Below are 12,549 nucleotides of genomic sequence, written 5' to 3'. Positions count from 1 at the left end.
GGTGGCCGCGATCATCGGGACGACGACCGCGCGCCGCCACGTCGCGCTGACCTGGCTGTCGGTGTTGGCCGTCCTCTGCGCGAGTTGCGCTGGGCTGCCCGGAGAGTCGGACCCAGAGACGGCCGTCGACTCTCTCGCCGACGTCGCCGCCGGCTCACTGCTGGGCACCCCCCGTGACTTCGCGGGCTATCCCGCACTCGCCACCCTGACAGCGGTGTCGAAGACGGTGCTCTACCGTTCGACCTCCGGCATCGACGGCTCCGCCACCGAGGTGAGCGGGCTGGTCCTCGTTCCTCGCGGCGACCCACCGGCGGGTGGGTGGCCGGTCGTCGCCGTCGGCCACGCGACCACCGGTACCGACAGTCGGTGCGCGCCGTCCACCCACATCGGGCTGCTGGGGGCGCTCACCACCGTGATCCCCTTCCTCGCCAACGGTTACGTGGTCGCCATGACCGACTACGAGGGCCTGGGCACCCCGGGTCCGCACCCGTACCTCGATGCCGCCACGGCCGGCAACAACGTGATCGACGCGGTGCGCGCAGCGCGCGAGGTGGAACCGACGGCGTCCGACTCCTGGATCGGCTACGGCGTCTCCCAGGGCGGGCAGGCGGTGTGGGCCGCCAACGAACGGGCCGCCGACTACGGCGACGGACTCCGCCTCGTCGGCACCATCAGCATGTCCCCCGCGACCGACCTGAGCCCGCTCGTCGACGCGATGGTGGCCGGAACACTCACCGCCGAACAGGTCGCGCTGGTGCCGTCGGTCCTGACAGGGCTGTCCGTCGCGCACCCCGACCTTCAGGTGACCGACTACCTCCGCGGTGTGCTGTACGAACGTCGGGACGTCTTCGCCGCCTGCGAGGGCGAGAACGACGGTCTCGAGAGCGCGATCGCCGAGTCTGTCACACCGTCGGACTACGCACCGGTGGACGAGGCCGCCGCAGATCGTCTGCGCGCGTGGCTCACCGAGGCCGGAGTGCCGGGCGCCGCGGCGACCGCGCCCATGTTCGTCGGCTACGGCGAACTGGATCGACTCGCACTCCCGGAGTGGACGGTGGCCGCGGTGCAGCGAGCGTGCGCACTCGGCGACACCATCGAGCTCCGCGAGGCACCGGGACAGGGCCACGGCATCCTGAACCTCGGAAGTGCGCCGGCGGAATGGCTGGACGGCCGGTTCGCCGGGACACCGGCGCCGAGTACCTGCAACTAGGTCACTCCCCGCGCCACTCGCGCTCGAACGGCAGCCGCCACGCGTCGGGCGCGACCAGACTGTGGATCGCGTTGGGGCCCCACGATCCCGGCGCGTAGGACCGGACGGGCGGCGGGTCCTCGAGCAGCGGTGCCGAGACCTCCCACAGCCGCTCGATGCCCTCGGACGTGGTGAACAGCGTGTGATCCCCGTGCATCGCATCGAGGATCAGCCGCTCGTACGCCTCCAGAACGTCTGCGGCACTCTCCGTCTCGTGCAGCGCGAACTGCATGCTGAGCTTGTCCAGGCGCATGCCCGGGCCCGGCCGCTTACCGTAGAAGGAGAGCGACACCTTCGACGAGTCGGTGAGGTCGAAGGTCAGGTGGTCCGGCCCCTGGGCGCCGACGCCGGAGCCCGCCGGGAACATCGACTTGGGCGGCTCCCGGAACGCGATCGAGATGATGCGCTGCCCCTCGGCCAGCTTCTTGCCGGTCCGGAGATAGAACGGCACACCCGCCCACCGCCAGTTGTCGATGTGGCACTTCAGGGCGACGAAGGTGTCGGTGTCCGAGTCGGGGGCGATGTCCTTCTCGCTGCGGTAGCCGGAGTACTGGCCGCGCACGACGTTCCGCGGATCGAGGGGAAGCATGGAGCGGAAGACCTTGTTCTTCTCCTCCTTGATCGCCTCGGGTTCCAGCGCGGTGGGCGGTTCCATGGCCGTGAAGGCCAGTACCTGGAACAGGTGGGTCACCACCATGTCCTTGAAGGCACCCGTCGACTCGTAGAAGCCGGCGCGGCCGTCCAGTCCCAGAGTCTCGGGCACGTCGATCTGCACGTGTTGGATGAACGTGCGGTTCCAGATCGGCTCGAAGAGACCGTTGGCGAAGCGGAACGCGAGGATGTTCTGCGCCGGCTCCTTGCCGAGGAAGTGGTCGATGCGAAAGATCTGCTCCTCGGCGAAGGTCTCGTGCACAGCCGCGTTGAGCGCGACGGCGCTGGCGAGATCGGTGCCGAACGGCTTCTCCATGATGATGCGGGCCCGCTCGACGAGCGTCGCCTCGGAGAGCATGTCGATGACGGCGAGCGCCGCGGACGGCGGTACCGACAGATAGTGCAGCCGCTGCACGCCGTCCCCGAGTTCCTTCTCCGCCGCTGCCACCGCGTCCGACAACGCCCGCGGGCCGGCGGTCTGGGGCACGTAGGTCAGGCGAGTCGCGAAGCGGTCCCACTCGTCCTCCGTCGGTGTGCGCGTGGAGAACTGCTTGATCGCCTCCTTCGCCATCGCTCGGAACTCGTCCGACGTCATCTCCTGCAACGACGTACCGACGACGCGCATCCGCGGCGCCAGTTCGGACAGGACGAGGTGCATCATCCCCGAGAGCAGCTTGCGTTTGGCCAGGTCTCCGGTGGCACCGAAGAGGACGACCACCTGGGGCGGCAACGCGTCCGGGACGGAGGATCGGCGGCGAGTCGTGGTCATGCCCGCGATGCTTCCATCGAACCCGCACTCCCGCTCGGCGGGGGTGAGCGCCGCGCACGCGCTACCGTGGTGGTCAGCGCCGTGTCGTCGCGCTACCCGATTCCGCACCTTACGGAGCACCCGCATGTCGTCCCGTCCTGCCCTTCTCCGCACCGGTCTCCTGGCGTGCCTCGCGTTCGTGATGCTGCTGGCCTCGGCCTGCACCATCGGATCGAGTGACGGCGGCTCGGGAGGTGATTCCGGCGGCGCGCCGGAGACGACGCAGGCCGCACCCGCGCCGACCCTCACCCTCGACCCGCCGGACGGCGCGGCCGACGTCAACCCGCTCGCGCCGGTGAGCGTGACGGCGTCGAACGGCACCATCACCGCGGTGCGGATGACGAACGCGGACGGTGTCGTCGTCGACGGGGTCGTGACACCCGACGGATCCACCTGGAAGCCGGCCACCACGCTCGGCTACGGGAAGCAGTACTCACTGGAGATCGACACCGAGGCGACCGACGGCGCCGCGCACGAGCAGACGAGCACGTTCACGACCGTGGAGCCGGACAACTACACGCTGCCGTCCTTCGTGACGTCGGGCGGCAACCTGCTCACGGACGGGGGCACCTTCGGCGTCGGCATCGTCGCGGTGGTGCACTTCGACGAGCCCATCGGTGACCGCGCCGCCGCCGAGCGCACGCTGTCCGTCCAGACCACGCCCGCCGTGACCGGATCCTGGTACTGGGCCGACGACCAGAACGTCCACTGGCGGCCGGAGAACTACTACACGCCCGGAACCGCGGTGACCATCTCCGCGAAGGTGTACGGCGTCGAGGTCGGTGAGGGCCTCTTCGGACAGGAGGACGTCACCACGTCGTTCACCATCGGCGACTCGCACGTCTCCGTCGCCGACGACGACACCAAGCAGGTCGACGTGTACGAGAACGGCACGCTCGTGCGCACCATGCCCACGTCGATGGGCATGGGCGGCAGCGAGACCGTCGGTGGCCAGACGTTGACGTTCTGGACTCAGCCCGGCGTCTACACCGTGCTGGACAAGGCGAACCCGGTGATCATGGACTCCTCGACGTACGGGCTGCCGGTGAACTCGCGCCTCGGGTACAAGGAGTCGATCAACTACGCGACGCGCATCAGCAACGACGGCATCTACCTGCACGAACTCGAGGACACCGTGTGGGCGCAGGGCAACACCAACGTCTCGCACGGCTGCCTCAACCTGAGCCGGGCCAACGCGTCCTGGTTCTACGACTTCTCGGTGCCCGGCGACGTCGTCGAGGTGCGCGACACCGGCGGTGCACCGCTGCAGCAGTGGCAGAACGGTGACTGGAGCGTCCCGTGGTCCGAGTGGCTCGCCGGGAGTGCGCTGGCCTGATCCGCTCGCAGTCGTCACCACCCCGCGCGCACCTTTACACTGTACGGAGACGCGCGAGGAAGGTTCATCAGGAATGCCGGGGACGACGACAGCACACAGCGCATGACGGGTGTGCTCGCATGATGCACGTGGTCGCGTGACGACCCGCGACGAGCTGTTCCCCGGCACGGACGCCACCTCGACCGCCCATCGCGAGTTCGACTGGTCGACGACGTCACTCGGACCGGTCGAGAACTGGCCGGACGCACTGGTGACCGCCATCCGCACGCTGTTCCCGTCCGAGGTGGGACAGCTCGTGTGGTGGGGCGAGGATCTGGTCCAGCTCTTCAACCACGCCTACACCCCGATGGCAGGCGACCTGTTTCCCGAGGCCGTGGGCCAGCGAGCCGCGGACTGCTGGCGCGTCGGCTGGGAGCAGCTCGGCCCGTTGGCGCACGACGCCCTGCGCGGCACCGCCGTCCATCGCACCCGTCAGCGCGTCCTGCTGGACCGTTTCGGCTACCTCGAGGAGACGTTCTTCACGTTCTCCTACAGCCCGATCCTCGGTTCCGGCGACACGGTGAACGGGGTCTTCGTCGCCACCACCGACGTGACCCAGCAGGTACTGGCGGAGCGCCGCATGTCGGTGCTGCACGAGCTGGGCTCGATCTCCGTGGCCTCCCGCGACATCGACGACGTCTGCCGGGCGTCACTGGACCTGCTCGCCGGCAACGAGGCCGACGTGCCGTTCGCGTCCATCCACCTCCGCACCACCCACGACGCGGAACTCGGCGAGATCCGTCCCGTCGCCTCGACGTCCGCGACGCTCCCCGGTCGGCCGCACACCGCCACGACCGTCGATCGCGGCGTGATCGATCGCGTCAGCACGAGCGGTGTCGGCGAGATCGTGGGCACGACCGCCGTCGTGCTCCCCCTGCACGCGTCGTCGGGCCGACCCGTCGGCGTTCTCGTGGCCGGCATCAGCGCGTTGCGGCGCTTCGACGAGCCGTACCGCGTGTTCCTCGATCTGGTGGCCGGACGCATCTCGACGGCGCTGACGGATGCGTACTCGTATGCGGCAGAACGCCGCCGGGCTCGCGACCTGGAAGAGCTGGATGCTGCCAAGACCCGGTTCTTCGAGAACGTCAGCCACGAGTTCCGCACCCCGCTGACACTGCTCCTGGGTCCGTTGGGCGACGTGGTGGACGACCAGGAGAACCCACTGCCGCCGCACCGGGTGCGATCGCTGCAGACCGCGCGGCGCGCGGCACTGCGACTGCAGCGACTGGTGGACACCCTGCTCGACGTCGCCCGCGGCGATGCCGACGGATTCGTCGTGTCTCTCGAACCGACCGACATCGTCTCGCTCACCACGGACTGCGCCTCGATGTTCCGCGACGCGACGGCGCGGGCCGGAGTGGAACTGCACCTCGCACTCGACGGCGTCACCCACCGCTTCGCCGAGATGGACCGCACGATGTGGACTCACGTGGTGATGAACCTGGTGTCCAACGCGGTCAAGTTCACGACGGCGGGATCGGTGACCGTGAGCCTGCGAGACGACGCGGACACGGTGACGTTGACGGTCACGGACACGGGACCGGGTGTCCCCGAGGCCGACCGAGCGAAGATCTTCGACCGGTTCTATCAGGTCGCGGCCGCCGCCGGTCGCAGCCGCGAGGGGTCCGGCGTCGGACTCTCCCTGGTGCGCGACCTCGTGGCCGCCCTGCACGGCACCATCGACGTGAGCGACGGTCCGGACGGCACGGGATCCACGTTCACCGTGACGCTTCCCCGCACGGTGGCGTCCGCGCCGCCCGCCTCCGACGCCACCACACAGGAGGTCGCGGAAGCGTTGGGCGCCGGGTACATCGGTGAAGCCGACACCTGGCGACCGCTGGACGGCGTCCGGACCGATCCGACACCCGATCAGCGCCAGGTGGTGCTCGTCGAGGACAACGCCGACATGCGCGACTACCTCGTCGGACTGCTCCGCGAACAGAACTGGCACGTGACCATGTTCGCCGATGTCGACTCCGCGATGGCGCACGCCCGCGCCCACCCGCCGGACGTCATCGTCAGCGACATCATGCTGCCGGACCGCTCCGGTCTCTCGCTCGTCGACGAGGCGAGGTCCGACGGCCGGCTGGTGCGCGTCCCGATCGTGTTGCTCAGTGCACGTGCGGGATCCGAGTCGGTCGTCGAAGGCCTCCGCCTCGGTGCGGACGACTACGTGACCAAGCCGTTCCAGCCGGCGGAGCTCGTCGCACGTGTCCGGGTGCACCTCGAGCTCGCCCGGTTGCGGGAGCAGCTGCTCGGCAGCGCGCAACGCGAGGTGTCCTCGCTGCGCACGGCGCTCGACAGCCGCAGTGTCCTGAGTCAGGCAGTGGGCCTGCTGATGGTCACGCAGCGGATGTCGCCGGAGGCGGCCTTCGACCACATCGCGACGATGAGTCAGGCCGCCAACGTCAAGGCTCGGGTGATCGCGGAGCAACTGGTCCGCGACTTCGTGGAGGAGCTCGGGTCCGACCCCGTCGGATAGGCACAGCAGCGCAGGAGGTCTCGTCGCATGACGGAACGCAAGCCGTCGGACATCAGTGTCCAGACGTGGGTGGACCGGCAGATCGCGTCCGCTCAGGAGAACGGCGCCTTCGAGAACCTGCCGGGCCTCGGCAAGCCGATCCCGCCGTCGAGCACCGACGAGTTGTCCTGGGTGCGGGGGTATCTGAAGCGCGAGAACCTCTCGGGCGATGCTCTTCTGCCGACGCCGCTCCGCCTGCGCAAGGAGGTCGAGCGTCTCCCGGAGGCGCTGCGGGACGTACGGTCCGAGGACGCGGTCCGTGCGATCGTCAGGGATCTGAACGCGCGCATCATGGACTGGCTGCGGGCGCCCGTGGGACCTCAGGTACCCATCGGCCGCGTCGACGCCGACGAGGTGGTCGCGCAGTGGACCCGGGACCGGTCAGCGGCTCGGGCAGCGCTCGCGGCGAAGAAGGCATCGCTGCAACAGGCCGGTCTCATGACGTCGGACCCCGCGCCGCCAGCACGCGCAGCGTCACGGGCTCGACGACCCTGGCTGCGATGGGTCCGGCGACGGCCATGATCAGCACGTAGGCCGTGGCGAGTGCGGCCAGCTCGCTCTCCACGGCGCCGGCCGCGACGGCCAGACCCGCGATGACGATGGAGAACTCGCCGCGCGCGATCAGTGCTGCCCCGGCACGCATCCGGCCCAGCTGTCCCACGCCGATCTGCTTCGCGGCCCACGCGCCGGTGGCCACCTTGGTCACCGCGGTGATGACCGCGAGCAGCACCGCGTACCCGAGGACGGGCGGGATCGAGCGCGGGTCGGTGTTGAACCCGAACACGACGAAGAAGATGGCCGCGAACAGGTCACGCAAGGGCTCGAGCACCCGGGTGGCGGCCTGGGCGGTGGATCCCGAGATGGCGATCCCGAGCAGGAACGCCCCCACGGCCGCGGACACCTGCATCGCCGACGCGATTCCGGCCACCAGGAGGGCGAGCCCGAAGACTTTCAGCAGCACCACCTCTCGGTCCCGGCTGGCGACCACCTTCGACACCACCCACCCGTACCGCAGTGCGACGACCAGCACGACGGCGACGACCAACAGGGAGATCCCCACGGCCTCGGCGCCGCCGAGAATGCTGACGCCGCCGAGCACCGCGGTGAGGATCGGCAGATAGAGCGCCATCATGAGGTCCTCGAACACCAGGATGGACAGCACGACGGGCGTCTCGCGGTTGCCCAGTCGGCCCAGGTCACCGAGCACCTTGGCGACGATGCCGGACGACGAGATGTAGGTGACACCGCCGAGCACCAGGGCGCCGATCGGTCCCCAGCCGAGAATCAGCGCTGTCACCGCACCGGGCACGAAGTTCAGCACCAGGTCGACCAGGCCCGCGGTCCACGAACGTTGCAGCCCGGTGACCAGTTCGTTCGCGGTGTACTCGAGTCCGAGGAGCAGGAGCAGCAGCACCACGCCGATCTCGCTCGCGAGATGGGTGAAGTCGTCGATGCCGTCGAGCTCGACGATGCCGCCGTTGCCGAAGAACAACCCGGCGAGCAGATAGAACGGGATGGGGGACATGCCGATCCGCGAAGCGAGCCTGGCGAGCAACCCCAGCGCGAAGAAGACAGCGCCCAGCTCGGTCAGTCCGAGCGCAGTCTCTCCCACCCGTCAGCTACCGAGGATCTTCGCTGCGTGATCGAGACCGTCGCTCGTTCCGACGACGACGAGCAGGTCGCCCGAGACGAGGGTGAAGTTCGGCGGCGGCGACGGCTGGACCTGCCCCGCCCGCATGACCGCCACGATGGACACCCCGGTCTTGGTCCGCATGGCGGTGTCGCCGAGAAGTCGGCCGTCGAAGCGGGATCCCTCGTGGATCGGCAACTGCCGGGTCCGGATACCGGGGAGGTCGCGGTGCTCCTCCCCCAGCTGCGCGACGAGTTGCGGCGTGCCCAGCAGGTTGCCGAGCGCCGCCGCCTCCTCGTTCGTCAGCGTGATCGACGCCTGCGTCGAGTCCGGGTCCTCCTTCTTCGACACGATCAGCTCGTTCGTGCCGTCCTTGCGCGTGATGACCCCGATGCGTCGCCCCGTGGACAGCGCGAAATCCTTGCGTACCCCGATGCCGGGAAGCAGGGTGACGTCGACGTTCATGCGGCGATGCTAGCCCCTCAGGTCAGTCGTGACGGGTCCAACAGTCCCGTCTGCACCGCCTTCACCAGCCGACGCGGCACCCGGTGCGTCACGCCGCCGACGGTGACGGACACCAGATCCGGCGGCGTCGCCTTCCACTGCGAGCGTCGACTGCGCGTGTTCGAGCGGGACATCTTCCTCTTGGGAACAGCCACGGGTCAGGCCTTTCTCGTGCGGGTGCCGTAGCGACGCTCGAACTTCTCGACGCGTCCCTGCGTGTCCATCACCCGCGCCGCGCCGGTCCAGAACGGGTGCGACTCGTTGGTGACGTCGACGACCACCAGCGGATATGTGCGACCGTCCGAGTACTCGACGGTGCGATCGCTGGTGACGGTCGACCTCGTCAGGAACATCGATCCCGTCCCGGAGTCCTGGAATACGACCGGATGGTAGTCCGGATGTACGTTCTTCTTCACTGTGCAGCCCTTCTGTCGTCGTCCGCCCCGACGGCGGAACTGTCTGTCTCGCAGGGATCTTCGTGGTACTGCCCGAAAGGGTCGGCCCACTCGGCCCAGAGCTCGGGAGTCTCGAGCTCGTCCGGCGTGAGCAGCGCGTCGGACAGCGCCGCGTACACGTGCTCGGGATCTGCCTCGTGCACCAGCACCACCAGCGACTGCGCGCGGTCCCCGTACTCCTCGTCCCATGCGAGTGCGGCGAGAGCGCGGCGGGCGGTGGGCGCCTCCTCGTAGTCGTCCGGTGCCATGGCCGCGAGCCACGAGCCCGCGGAGGCAACCCGGAGCCCACCGCCGGCGGACTCGAGCCACAGCACGGCGTCGGGTTGCGTGGCCACCCACAGCCGACCGCGGGTGGCGACGACACCGTCGAGGAGAACATCGATCGCGTCGTGCAGCCGGCCCGGGTGGAACGGCCGTCGGTCCGTGAACTCGACCAGGGTGACGCCGCACTCCGCCGACAGCGGCGGCTGCCCGTCGAGCAGTGGCGCGTGGGCGTCGTCGACGAGTCCTCGCCGCGCCGTCGCCGGAACGCGGGCCAGCAGGTCTCGCGGACGTTCGCCCGGCAGGATCCAGACCCGCGGCGCGCGTGGTGCGAGCCGCGCCAGTACCGCGTCTAGGCGCGCGGCGTCCCACCGATCGACTCCGGTGTCCGCGACGACCAGCAGATCGGACCCTCGAACGGTGCCGACGGCGACCTGCGCGACGGTGCGGTCGTCGAGAAGATCCACGACCTGACCGCCGTCGGGCCCGGGCGGGAACGCCCGTTCGCCGACGAGCTCGTCGCCGGTGGCGTCGGACAACCAGGTCGCGCCGTCGACGCAGCCGACGACCGCCTCGATGCGCACGTCTCGCGACGCCGTGGCGTCCACCCGGCCGACCATGCCGGTGACGACGGTGTTCTCGATCGCCCAGCAGATCGCCTCGACCTCCAGCGAGGGATCGACCCGGACGACGATGCGTCGCACGGACGAGTCCGCGGAGACCGATCGCAGCAGGGGGAGCAGATCCTCCCGCAGCAGGCAGGAGACGCAGCACCCGAGACCCGCCAGGTCGACGACCCGGGTGGTCGGCGTGGCGTCGTCGTCCACCCGGACCGTCCGCCGCCGCACGACACCGACGGTGGCGTCGGAGAGGTCGTGGTGCAGGACGATCGTGCCCGGCTCCTGGAACGTCGCGCTCACCGCGGCGCCGAGATCCTCCGGCCCGCACACCACGACCAGGGGCGTTCTCCTGTCGGGCGCCTCGAGGTTCTCCATCGGCACTGCACGTCCTTTCGGTTCTTCGAGTTGTCGACAACGATTGTCAGTTACCGGCGTCCGAGCGTACAGTTCCGATACAGCGCTTGTCGACAACTGTTGTCGATAAAGTCACCGGTCACCAGTCGACAGAGAGGAAGGGTTCGCGATGTCCGCGCACTGCGACGTCACAGGACGGGTCCCGAGCTTCGGGAAGTCCGTCTCGCACTCCCACCACCGCACGAGTCGGAGGTGGAACCCCAACGTGCAGCACAAGACCTACTTCGTACCGAGCCTCGGCCGACGAGTGCGGCTGACGGTCTCGGCGAAGGGGATCAAGACCATCGACCGCGACGGCATCGACTCCGTCGTCACGCGGCTCGTCGCGGCCGGAAAGAAGTTCTGACATGGCGAGCAAGAGCACCGACGTCCGGCCGATCGTGAAACTGACGTCGACCGCCGGCACCGGCCACACGTACGTCACCCGGAAGAACCGGCGCAACGATCCCGACCGACTGGTCCTGCGCAAGTACGACCCCGTCGTGCGTCGACACGTCGATTTCCGGGAGGAACGCTGATGGCCAAGAAGTCGAAGATCGCCCGCAACACCCAGCGGGCCGAGATCGTCGCCCGCCACGCGGCACGTCGCCACGAGCTGAAAGAGCTGATCCGGAGGCCCTCGACGAGCGACGAGGACCGGTTCGCGGCGCAGCGGGCTCTCCAGCGTCTACCGCGCGATGCGAGTCCGGTAAGATTGCGCAATCGAGACGCTGCGGACGGTCGCCCGCGCGGGTACCTCCGAAAATTCGGACTCTCCCGCATCGGCGTTCGAGAGAGAGCACATCGCGGGGAACTTCCCGGCGTCCACAAGAGCAGTTGGTGAGATGGAGAACTCATGGCAGTGAAGAGGGGCCCGTCCAAGAAGGATCGGGTCGAGAAGGATCGCAAGCCCAAGAAGAACCCGCTCATCGCGGCGGGCATCACCGAGGTCGACTACAAGGACGTGAACCTGCTGCGTCAGTTCATCTCCGATCGCGGCAAGATCCGTAGCCGCCGTGTCACCGGGCTGACCCCCCAGCAGCAGCGTCAGGTCGCCACCGCCGTGCGCAACGCACGCGAGATGGCGCTCCTTCCGTTCACCACCCGCTGAGTGTCGACCGGTAGGGGCTGACAGGCCCCCCGTGTCAGGAGTTCTCGCCGGATTCACCGTCATCTTCGTGGTCGTCTTCATCGGCTACGTCGTCGCCCGTACGGGCGTACTCGGTGAGTCCGGCGGACTCGTTCTGGGGCGGATGGTGTTCTTCGTCGCCACTCCGGCGCTGCTGTTCGACACCCTCGCCCGCGCCGACCTGTCGGTGATCTTCTCCCCCACACTCGCCATCACGGCCGTGGGGGCTCTGCTGGTCGGAGCCCTGTATCTGGTGATCGCCCTGACGATCACGAAGCGCACGGTCCCCGAGGCCACCATCGGGGCACTCGCCGCGTCCTACGTCAACGCGGCCAACCTCGGCATCCCCATCGCCGTGTACGTCCTGGGCGACGCCTCGTTCGTCGCGCCGCTGCTGCTCTTCCAGATCATGATCTACTCGCCGCTGGCCCTGACGATCCTGGACGTCTCGACGTCGTCGCGCGGCACCTCGCTGGTCGGTGTCGTGGCAGCCCCGTTCACCAACCCGATCGTCCTCGCCGGCCTCGCCGGACTGGCGCTCGCCGTGACGGGTCTGATCCTGCCGGACCCCGTGATGCAGCCGTTCGCACTGCTCGGCGGCGCCAGCGTTCCCGGGGCCCTTCTCGCCTTCGGCATGTCGTTGCAGGGCGTACGCGTGCTCGAGCGGGGAGCCGGACCGCGCCGCGACGTCGCGCTGGCGACCTTTCTCAAGATGGCCGTGCTGCCCGTCCTCACCTACGTCCTGGCGCGGTGGGTGTGGCGCATCGACGGCCACGACCTCTTCGCCGTGGTGGTCATCGCAGCGCTTCCCACCGCGCAGAACGTGTTCATCTACGCCACCCGCTACGGCCGCGGAACCGTGCTGGCACGCGACACCGCGTTCGTCACGACGCTGGTGTCCGTTCCCGTCATCGCCCTCGTCGCCGCGCTGCTCGCGTGACCGTGGGAGCGAG

Annotated in this window: 15 protein-coding genes; 9 read left to right on the top strand and 6 right to left on the bottom strand. The window is 69.0% G+C overall.

Annotated features, from left to right (window positions below; all coding sequences use genetic code 11):
• The first annotated feature begins 1 nt into the window (after nucleotide 1).
• Complete coding sequence (locus tag QRN16_RS15495) at nucleotides 2-1,210, top strand: lipase family protein (protein ID WP_285188029.1); 1,209 nt, start codon at nucleotides 2-4, stop codon at nucleotides 1,208-1,210.
• A gap of 1 nt (nucleotide 1,211) precedes the next feature.
• Here the strand turns inward: QRN16_RS15495 and zwf are convergent, their stop codons facing one another.
• The gene (gene zwf, locus QRN16_RS15490; protein WP_285188027.1) at nucleotides 1,212-2,669 is read right to left on the bottom strand and encodes a glucose-6-phosphate dehydrogenase; all 1,458 of its coding nucleotides are present in this window, start codon (nucleotides 2,667-2,669) and stop codon (nucleotides 1,212-1,214) included.
• Nucleotides 2,670-2,793: 124 nt separating this feature from the next.
• On the opposite strand from zwf, the gene QRN16_RS15485 reads away from it, so the two are divergent.
• The 3 genes from QRN16_RS15485 (at nucleotide 2,794) to QRN16_RS15475 (ending at nucleotide 7,126) form a co-directional block, all read left to right on the top strand.
• Nucleotides 2,794-4,044, top strand: coding sequence for a L,D-transpeptidase (locus tag QRN16_RS15485; protein ID WP_285188025.1), 1,251 nt, complete (start codon nucleotides 2,794-2,796; stop codon nucleotides 4,042-4,044).
• A 136-nt stretch (nucleotides 4,045-4,180) separates the two neighbouring features.
• Complete coding sequence (locus QRN16_RS15480) at nucleotides 4,181-6,565, top strand: ATP-binding protein (protein WP_285188023.1); 2,385 nt, start codon at nucleotides 4,181-4,183, stop codon at nucleotides 6,563-6,565.
• 27 nt (nucleotides 6,566-6,592) lie between these two features.
• Complete coding sequence (locus tag QRN16_RS15475) at nucleotides 6,593-7,126, top strand: DnaJ family domain-containing protein (RefSeq protein WP_285188021.1); 534 nt, start codon at nucleotides 6,593-6,595, stop codon at nucleotides 7,124-7,126.
• On the opposite strand, the gene QRN16_RS15470 is transcribed toward QRN16_RS15475, so the two are convergent.
• The 5 genes from QRN16_RS15470 to mrf are packed head-to-tail and all read right to left on the bottom strand — an operon-like array spanning nucleotide 7,041 to nucleotide 10,449.
• Nucleotides 7,041-8,216 carry a cation:proton antiporter gene (locus tag QRN16_RS15470; RefSeq protein WP_027504134.1) on the bottom strand — a complete coding sequence of 392 codons (1,176 nt, stop codon included), beginning with the start codon at nucleotides 8,214-8,216 and terminating at the stop codon, nucleotides 7,041-7,043. The two genes, QRN16_RS15475 and QRN16_RS15470, sit on opposite strands and share 86 nt — an antisense overlap.
• Nucleotides 8,217-8,219: 3 nt before the next feature.
• Nucleotides 8,220-8,699: a cation:proton antiporter regulatory subunit gene (locus QRN16_RS15465; RefSeq protein WP_027504135.1), complete on the bottom strand. Its 480-nt coding sequence runs from the start codon at nucleotides 8,697-8,699 to the stop codon at nucleotides 8,220-8,222.
• A 17-nt stretch (nucleotides 8,700-8,716) separates the two neighbouring features.
• Nucleotides 8,717-8,893 (bottom strand): 50S ribosomal protein L32, encoded by a 177-nt coding sequence (gene rpmF / locus QRN16_RS15460; protein WP_056447007.1) that lies wholly within the window; start codon nucleotides 8,891-8,893, stop codon nucleotides 8,717-8,719.
• A 3-nt stretch (nucleotides 8,894-8,896) separates the two neighbouring features.
• A complete protein-coding gene (locus QRN16_RS15455; RefSeq protein ID WP_027504137.1) occupies nucleotides 8,897-9,154 on the bottom strand; it encodes a type B 50S ribosomal protein L31 in 258 nt (85 codons plus the stop codon).
• Nucleotides 9,151-10,449 (bottom strand): ribosome hibernation factor-recruiting GTPase MRF, encoded by a 1,299-nt coding sequence (gene mrf / locus QRN16_RS15450; protein WP_056447005.1) that lies wholly within the window; start codon nucleotides 10,447-10,449, stop codon nucleotides 9,151-9,153. Before mrf ends, QRN16_RS15455 begins: the two co-directional genes overlap by 4 nt.
• A gap of 148 nt (nucleotides 10,450-10,597) precedes the next feature.
• On the opposite strand from mrf, the gene rpmB reads away from it, so the two are divergent.
• Genes rpmB through QRN16_RS15425 form a run of 5 tightly spaced genes read left to right on the top strand, consistent with a single transcriptional unit; the run spans nucleotide 10,598 to nucleotide 12,536 of the window.
• Nucleotides 10,598-10,834: a 50S ribosomal protein L28 gene (gene rpmB, locus QRN16_RS15445; RefSeq protein ID WP_027504139.1), complete on the top strand. Its 237-nt coding sequence runs from the start codon at nucleotides 10,598-10,600 to the stop codon at nucleotides 10,832-10,834.
• Nucleotide 10,835: 1 nt separating this feature from the next.
• Complete coding sequence (rpmG, locus tag QRN16_RS15440) at nucleotides 10,836-11,006, top strand: 50S ribosomal protein L33 (RefSeq protein ID WP_027504140.1); 171 nt, start codon at nucleotides 10,836-10,838, stop codon at nucleotides 11,004-11,006.
• Nucleotides 11,006-11,311, top strand: coding sequence for a 30S ribosomal protein S14 (gene rpsN / locus QRN16_RS15435; RefSeq protein ID WP_027504141.1), 306 nt, complete (start codon nucleotides 11,006-11,008; stop codon nucleotides 11,309-11,311). The genes rpmG and rpsN overlap by 1 nt, the downstream gene beginning before the upstream one ends.
• Nucleotides 11,312-11,323: 12 nt before the next feature.
• On the top strand, nucleotides 11,324-11,578 hold the full coding sequence (rpsR, locus tag QRN16_RS15430) for a 30S ribosomal protein S18 (RefSeq protein ID WP_027504142.1): 255 nt from the start codon (nucleotides 11,324-11,326) through the stop codon (nucleotides 11,576-11,578).
• A 31-nt stretch (nucleotides 11,579-11,609) separates the two neighbouring features.
• A complete protein-coding gene (locus QRN16_RS15425; RefSeq protein WP_285188014.1) occupies nucleotides 11,610-12,536 on the top strand; it encodes an AEC family transporter in 927 nt (308 codons plus the stop codon).
• Nucleotides 12,537-12,549 lie beyond the last annotated feature (13 nt).

The organism is Rhodococcus sp. MEB041, from assembly GCF_030208955.1.
Classification (GTDB): domain Bacteria; phylum Actinomycetota; class Actinomycetes; order Mycobacteriales; family Mycobacteriaceae; genus Rhodococcoides.
The sequence above is the reverse complement of the archived record's forward strand: the minus strand, read 5'-3'. Positions and strand labels throughout refer to the sequence as shown.

What these genes read in the sequence shown, in the direction of transcription:
- QRN16_RS15485 (WP_285188025.1), top strand. Translation starts at nt 2,794, where the DNA reads ATGTCGTCCCGTCCTGCCCTTCTCCGCACCGGTCTCCTGGCGTGCCTC.
- mrf (WP_056447005.1), bottom strand. Translation starts at nt 10,449, where the DNA reads ATGGAGAACCTCGAGGCGCCCGACAGGAGAACGCCCCTGGTCGTGGTG.
- QRN16_RS15475 (WP_285188021.1), top strand. Translation starts at nt 6,593, where the DNA reads ATGACGGAACGCAAGCCGTCGGACATCAGTGTCCAGACGTGGGTGGAC.
- rpsN (WP_027504141.1), top strand. Translation starts at nt 11,006, where the DNA reads ATGGCCAAGAAGTCGAAGATCGCCCGCAACACCCAGCGGGCCGAGATC.
- QRN16_RS15465 (WP_027504135.1), bottom strand. Translation starts at nt 8,699, where the DNA reads ATGAACGTCGACGTCACCCTGCTTCCCGGCATCGGGGTACGCAAGGAT.
- rpmB (WP_027504139.1), top strand. Translation starts at nt 10,598, where the DNA reads ATGTCCGCGCACTGCGACGTCACAGGACGGGTCCCGAGCTTCGGGAAG.
- rpsR (WP_027504142.1), top strand. Translation starts at nt 11,324, where the DNA reads ATGGCAGTGAAGAGGGGCCCGTCCAAGAAGGATCGGGTCGAGAAGGAT.
- zwf (WP_285188027.1), bottom strand. Translation starts at nt 2,669, where the DNA reads ATGACCACGACTCGCCGCCGATCCTCCGTCCCGGACGCGTTGCCGCCC.
- rpmG (WP_027504140.1), top strand. Translation starts at nt 10,836, where the DNA reads ATGGCGAGCAAGAGCACCGACGTCCGGCCGATCGTGAAACTGACGTCG.